7 protein-coding genes are annotated in these 6000 nt (G+C 56.7%); 5 read left to right on the top strand and 2 right to left on the bottom strand.

Going from position 1 to position 6000, the window contains the following annotated elements; genetic code table 11:
• The first annotated feature begins 910 nt into the window (after positions 1 to 910).
• The gene (locus LAO20_05215) at positions 911 to 1321 is read left to right on the top strand and encodes a response regulator transcription factor (GenBank protein ID MBZ5530812.1); all 411 of its coding nucleotides are present in this window, start codon (positions 911 to 913) and stop codon (positions 1319 to 1321) included.
• A gap of 12 nt (positions 1322 to 1333) precedes the next feature.
• Here LAO20_05215 and LAO20_05210 read toward each other — a convergent pair whose 3' ends face one another.
• Positions 1334 to 1708, bottom strand: a complete 375-nt coding sequence (locus LAO20_05210; GenBank protein MBZ5530811.1) for a hypothetical protein — start codon at positions 1706 to 1708, stop codon at positions 1334 to 1336.
• Positions 1709 to 2055: 347 nt separating this feature from the next.
• Here LAO20_05210 and LAO20_05205 point away from each other — a divergent pair, with 347 nt between their 5' ends.
• Complete coding sequence (locus LAO20_05205; GenBank protein MBZ5530810.1) at positions 2056 to 2676, top strand: response regulator transcription factor; 621 nt, start codon at positions 2056 to 2058, stop codon at positions 2674 to 2676.
• Between the two features lie 354 nt (positions 2677 to 3030).
• Positions 3031 to 3201 carry a hypothetical protein gene (locus LAO20_05200; protein MBZ5530809.1) on the top strand — a complete coding sequence of 57 codons (171 nt, stop codon included), beginning with the start codon at positions 3031 to 3033 and terminating at the stop codon, positions 3199 to 3201.
• A gap of 109 nt (positions 3202 to 3310) precedes the next feature.
• On the opposite strand, the gene LAO20_05195 is transcribed toward LAO20_05200, so the two are convergent.
• On the bottom strand, positions 3311 to 4168 hold the full coding sequence (locus LAO20_05195; protein ID MBZ5530808.1) for a hypothetical protein: 858 nt from the start codon (positions 4166 to 4168) through the stop codon (positions 3311 to 3313).
• 442 nt (positions 4169 to 4610) lie between these two features.
• On the opposite strand from LAO20_05195, the gene LAO20_05190 reads away from it, so the two are divergent.
• The gene (locus LAO20_05190) at positions 4611 to 5549 is read left to right on the top strand and encodes an SPFH domain-containing protein (GenBank protein ID MBZ5530807.1); all 939 of its coding nucleotides are present in this window, start codon (positions 4611 to 4613) and stop codon (positions 5547 to 5549) included.
• A gap of 208 nt (positions 5550 to 5757) precedes the next feature.
• A complete protein-coding gene (locus LAO20_05185; protein MBZ5530806.1) occupies positions 5758 to 5970 on the top strand; it encodes an Arc family DNA-binding protein in 213 nt (70 codons plus the stop codon).
• Positions 5971 to 6000 lie beyond the last annotated feature (30 nt).

Below are 6000 nucleotides of genomic sequence, written 5' to 3'. Positions count from 1 at the left end.
CCGCAACTCAGAGTGCAGTGAGTGTTCGCCCAGTTGTCATGACCGAACACAAGGGTTCAATCTCCATGAATATCTGTTATGCAGAAGTGGGGACCCATGGAACGTGCGCGCGGAATCGGAGGCTTTTTCCCCGGCAAAGATCTGAACGACCGTCGTGCATGTAGGGCGCGCTTTAATTCCTCAACTTCTCCCGAGCGTAATTTGCTACTTAGCATTGGACTTAATCTACGTTCAGGATTTGACGGGTTGCGTGTCTTATCTCTATGGCGCGCTGGCCACAGCAAAAGGTAGCGCGCCCACGGAAGTTCGGCCGCAGATCTGCGTGTGCTGGTAGTGAGAGTGACCGCGAGTGGGGACCTTCGAGGAATTCTGTTTTCATTTTGTGAACACCTAAGCACCCAGATTTCCATTGGCTTTTGGGCATAAGAGCTGGCGCCGACCGTGAACGATTTCCTGGAAAAATCCCAAAACGGGAAAAGGCCGCGCTGAGAAATGAATCTTTTTGGGACCATCAGAGGATTGTGGTCTATGGTTTATCCCGCTAAATTGAGCCTCGCAGCGAAGTCAATGTGTTAACGCGCTTCCGTTCTGGAAGCCGATCTGGCCTTGGCTAGCACGTTAATTACTGGGGGGGGCACCTGTGGAAGATTTGGATATGCTGAAGAACGTAGCCGTAGCCATCGGACTTCAGCGCCTGCCTTACGAAGCGGTCAAAATTGCTCTCTCTAATTATGATTGGATCGTTTGTGATCCAGAGATCGAGTCCGAGACTCCTGTTAATCCAGTCGGCGTTGTTCTAGTCGCTGCCGCCGGGAGCCCTGAAGCCGTCATCGCCAACGTGCACCAGGGACGAACGAAATATCCTTCCGGAAAAATCGTGCTGCTGGGGGTTGAGGGATCGGATGCGGACATGGTTCGCTTCATCGAAGAAGGCGCCTGTGCGTGGGTGCGGAGCGCTGACAGCCTTTCCCACTTGGCAAACACTCTGCGGATGGTCTGCGACAACCGCGTGTCATGCTCCGGACGCGTTACTCAGCTCGTGCTCAGCGCGATTCACCGGCGGAGTAGTGCGCCGGTTTCCGCTCCCAAAGAGCAACTTACAATTCGTGAAAGAGAGATCCTGCTTCTGGTAAAGGATGGTTTAAGCAACAAAGAGATTGCCGATCGCCTGTGCATATCAGCCAACACGGTCAAAAACCATGTGCATCATCTTCTGGAGAAACTCAAAGTAAGAAACCGCCACGAGGCGGCGTGGATCAAGCCCCAGTCTCCTCAGGCGTACGTGCTTCATCCGGGCGCAGGCCGCGCTCGAACCGCCTGAATCGTGGGCGGGCTAGCTTTCTCTGGTATACGGATCGGCGCGCCGACTCCGCAGGGCGAGGTGGAGAGCGTATTCGTCGGCATCGCTCCAAGACTCTTTACGAAGCATCAATCGCCACAGAACGTTCCTTCCTGGCCGCTCCGGGAGAAGCACCAAGGCAAGGTTGGGATGCTCGAGCAGCAGGTGACTGCAGATCCCCGGCTCAAGCCCTTGTGGCAACTGGGTGAGCACAACCACATCTGCCGAGAGCTCACCTGCGCGGATGAGCAGATCGAGCGGGTCTTCGCACACAGCAACAATCTTGAGTTCCTGGTCTTTCTGGATAATTTCGGCCAACATTTTCGCCCATTCCGCCCCGACCGTCCCCAGAAGAATCCTTATCATCATGGGCATCACCTTGGTCCGCCAGCCCCCTAGCATCAGTCCTCTCCCGCTCCTCTGGCTTATCCGAGGTTGCGACAGTGTGGATTGCTGGTGCTATTGGCAACCCGGGCTCGACCCCACGCCGTAGGTGTCTTGGACGCCCACCTGATGTGTGGCGGGAAAAAATGGGCGGGCCTCAAAAGCCGACTCTGAGCTTGGGCCCACATCGAAAACGAATTATGCTAGTGTCCTAAATTTGCAAATTAGGACACCACCCGAATTACGGAGAAGTAGTAATTTCCCCGACTCGGTGTTATAGTGCACGAACCCTTTCGGCCTCGGATCCAATGGAAAGCACGAGCAGAGGCTCGATGAGTTCACCAGCCGCGAACGTCGCTGTCATTTCTTCCTGTCGCTACCGTGCCGAGTCGGTGGCGCTTTCGCTAAACTGTCACTCAAGCTTTGTTGCTGCCCCCTTTGCTCAACCAAACCCCGATGCGCTCGGAACGTACGGAATCATCGTCGTCGATGTGGATTCTCGTATTGATCCCGCCCTGGAGTTGGTTCATTCCATCACTACCCGTTATCCGACTGCGAAGGTGGTCATCCTTGGAGTGGAGGAATCAGAAGAGAAAGTAGTGAGGTTGGCTGCCGCTGGAGCCAGCGGATACGTGCCACCATCTTCTTCGTCAGAGGAGCTGATCCGGGTGTTGCAATCGGTCGGAAACGAGGAATTTACCTGCCCGCCCCACATCACCCATGCCTTGTTTTCCCACCTTGCCAATCTTGCCAGCAGCCAAAGCCAACCGGTTCTCCCCTCTCCGGTCCTAACCATTCGCGAGCGAAAAGTACTGGGGTTGGTTTCCCACAATCTGACCAACAAGGAGATTGCCGCGAAACTTTGTATTTCCGAGTACACGGCCAAGAACCACGTCCATCGTATTTTGAAGAAACTGGGAGTGCGCAATCGCAACCTGGCATCGCGATATTAAAGCAGGGGTGCGCCCGCGGTCTTCGTTCTGCAAATGATCGCTGAAAGGGGTAGAGTGGGCTAACCATTCTATCGGTGCGGGAACGTGAGCAGGCTTCACGGGCAACGTCAAAAGATCGTTCCTGGCGCGCTGTCGAGCCGAAACAAATCGCAATTTAGGAGAAGCGCGCGATCGAGGTCAGACTTACGGTTGGCGGAGCGGTTCCTGTCTTTGCAAGGTGGACTGATGCGAATCACTGTGCGCCTGCCCGGTAAGCTTTCCGTCTACACGGACGGCCGAGTTGTTATCACGCTCCCGAACCACTCATGTACTGTTCGAGATGCCTTCGAATCTCTCTGGAGCCTTCACCCTGGCTTGCACGACCGTATCGTCGACGAGCAGGGTGAGATCCGGCAACACATCAACGTCTTCGTGGGAAAAGAATGCATTCGTTTTACGGGTGGTCTCGCCACGTTCCTGCCGGAGGTCGCAGACATTTTCATCATGCCCGCCTTGGGGCCCTACTGCACGGGGAGCGGAGATTAACACGCCCTGCGGTTTCCTGGATTAGCGGGAATCGATATCTGCTCTGTGCCTCTATTGAATCCGAGAGCCGAGCTAAGCTCTTCGGTCGAGTGAGTTGACTGATCCTTATTTATTTCTTGTCGCCCTCACCGCTTTGACCACCCGGCTTGGCACTTCCCTGGCCGCCGCTCGCTGCAGCCTGACCACCGCTCCCTGCTTGACCACCGTTGCCCGCTTGGCTGCCATTCCCTGCCTGCTGACCACCGTTCCCCGCCTGGCCGCTATTGTCGCCACCGCCGCCCTCGTCAATGGCGCCGCCATTTGACCCGGGCTTCTTGGCGAAGAGTGTTTCAAAGATTTCCTGCAGCTTGGAAATCGCGTTCTTGCTGAACATTCCCACCAGGGAGCCCATGCCGGCCAGCGTCCATACGTTTAGGTCTTTGGGGTCAAATTTAGTGGTGGAACTTGGGTTGACGGTGACAAAGAGGCCGCCGCGGATGATGAAATAGAAGATCAAGCCGAGCAGCGTACCCATCACCGGACGGGCCACGTACCAGGGCACGAATGCCAGCTTGAAGTCGGTCTTTTCGCTGGCATGCTCCACGTATCCCAGCATGGCCGTGATCAAGCTTCCGATCCCTGCAGCCAGCATGGTGACCAGTAAATTCTTCACGTCCGATTGCGCGGTCCATCCCTTGAAACCTCCGGCATCAGCGCCGGCTGTATTCCCCAGCACAGCCAGTAACCCGGCCACCAGGAGGACAATCAGAAACAACAGCCAGATGCCAACGGCCACCGTAGGTTGCGCGGGAAAGCCCACGGATGAAGTGGTGGTTGTGGAATCCGCCGAACCCATCAGGCCCGGGATACCTCGTGCCGCCAGATAGGCGGCGACAAAGACCAGTTCCACCAAGGCAAGTCCTAATAGCATCTTCAGGAAGCTCAGCCAGCCGCCAAAGTCATGGACGGTTGACCAACTCTGAACCAATGGGCCCTGCAGAAACATGAGCCCAACGTAAACTGCCAAACCGAACCAAATTGCAGTGATACACCAACGAAGTGGCTTCATTGTCTATCTCCGTTCAAGCAGAATGATGGCGCATCTCACTCGTTGGCGCAGATGATACCGCCAAACAGAGCCGCAGGTGAGTGAAAATTAGATTTCCTTGTGCCGGCGTGACGGCGTGCAGCCTCAACTCTCGCAAACTTGTAATCCGGTCAACCCGCTTCCGAGCATTCCCTTCAACGCCCAGGGCCAATCTCGATAAGCTATTGATTAATATGGAAATATTTAGCTTCTGCTGTTGTGTTATCTTTATGATATCATACTGATAACAAGCGATGCTTGTTAAGGAATTGCAACCATGAACACCATTCAAACCACTTCCCTGAACCACGAGCGGGTGGTAACCGTGCCCAGCGGAGCCATGATGCTGGTCCTGCTGATCGCGCTGCTGCTGGCGGACATTGCCCTGTTTGTCTATTCGATCAAAGACGGCGTGGAGACCCTGGGTCATCCCCACTTTGAACTCTTTGTTCCGGCGATGTTGATGTTGCCTGTGCTCGTCATCCTGCTCACCGGTCTGTTCACCCTGCAACCCAATGAAGCCCGCGTGCTGGTGCTGTTCGGCAAATACAAAGGCACGGTGCGGACCAGCGGGTTCCACTGGGGCAATCCGTTCTATTCGAACGGACCGCAAGCGGCTGCGTCCTGGCAGGGCCGCATTGCCGCAGCCAAGGCCGGTGCGGCGCCAACGGTGGGACAGCGTCCCCTGGGCCGCAACAAGATCTCTCTGCGCGCGCGCACGCTCAACGGCGAAAAACTCAAAGTCAACGACAAGGGCGGTAATCCGATTGAGATTGGCGCGGTAGTTGTGTGGCGCGTGAATGACACGGCGCAAGCCATGTTTGACGTGGACAACTACGAGAACTACGTGACCATGCAGAGCGAATCGTCATTGCGCCACCTGGCCAACCTTTATTCGTACGACCACGGCGAAGCCAACGAGGCCACGCTACGCAGCAACGTGGAAGAAGTTTCCGCGGCGTTGCGCGCGGAGCTGCAGGAACGGCTGGCCAAGGCCGGCGTCACCGTGGATGAAGCCCGGCTCACGCACCTGGCGTACGCGCCGGAAATCGCCCAGGCCATGCTGCGCCGCCAGCAGGCGGAAGCGGTCATCGCCGCGCGGAAAACCATTGTGCAGGGCGCCGTCAGCATGGTGGACATGGCGCTCCGAGAGCTGGCGGAAAAAGGCGTGGTCACACTGGACGACGAGCGCCGCGCCGCCATGGTCAGCAATCTCATGGTGGTCTTGTGCGCCGAATCGGAAGTGCATCCGGTGGTGAACACCGGAACGCTGTACACGTAAACCAATCGGGACATCGGGAGATCGGCGATCTGAACATCGGTTCATCCGGGATACAGGATGTTTCACCGCGGAGGCGCGGAGGCACTCCAGAAAACCGAGGCGCCACCGCAAAGGACGCAAAAGCTTTGAAGGGGGCGGCTTCGGCCGGGCCGTTTAGGGCCACATCCGAGCGGGCGCTTGAGCGCATGAGGTCATACATTAGAGAACCATGGCGGAACGAAAATCATTTTTGCTGCGCATTGATCCCGCGCTCTGGGCGGACCTGGAGTCCTGGGCGCAGGATGAACTGCGCAGCGTGAATGGCCAGATCGAATACCTTCTTCGCCAGGCCGTTCAGAAACGCAAAGGCGGTACGGGACATTCTTCTCCCCTGTCCGACGCGCCGTCCGACGCGCCGCCCGGCTCGTCCCACAAGCCCTGACTTTTCTCCTCCGCATCTCATCCCGCGTTG

It is taken from the genome of Terriglobia bacterium, assembly GCA_020072815.1.
GTDB lineage: Bacteria > Acidobacteriota > Terriglobia > Terriglobales > Acidobacteriaceae > Angelobacter.
The sequence above is the reverse complement of the archived record's forward strand: the minus strand, read 5'-3'. Positions and strand labels throughout refer to the sequence as shown.

Bases quoted from the DNA above. Each gene is read 5' to 3' on its own strand.
- LAO20_05205 (MBZ5530810.1), top strand. From the start codon at position 2,056: ATGAGTTCACCAGCCGCGAACGTCGCTGTCATTTCTTCCTGTCGCTAC.
- LAO20_05185 (MBZ5530806.1), top strand. From the start codon at position 5,758: ATGGCGGAACGAAAATCATTTTTGCTGCGCATTGATCCCGCGCTCTGG.
- LAO20_05190 (MBZ5530807.1), top strand. From the start codon at position 4,611: ATGCTGGTCCTGCTGATCGCGCTGCTGCTGGCGGACATTGCCCTGTTT.
- LAO20_05215 (MBZ5530812.1), top strand. From the start codon at position 911: ATGGTTCGCTTCATCGAAGAAGGCGCCTGTGCGTGGGTGCGGAGCGCT.
- LAO20_05210 (MBZ5530811.1), bottom strand. From the start codon at position 1,708: ATGATGATAAGGATTCTTCTGGGGACGGTCGGGGCGGAATGGGCGAAA.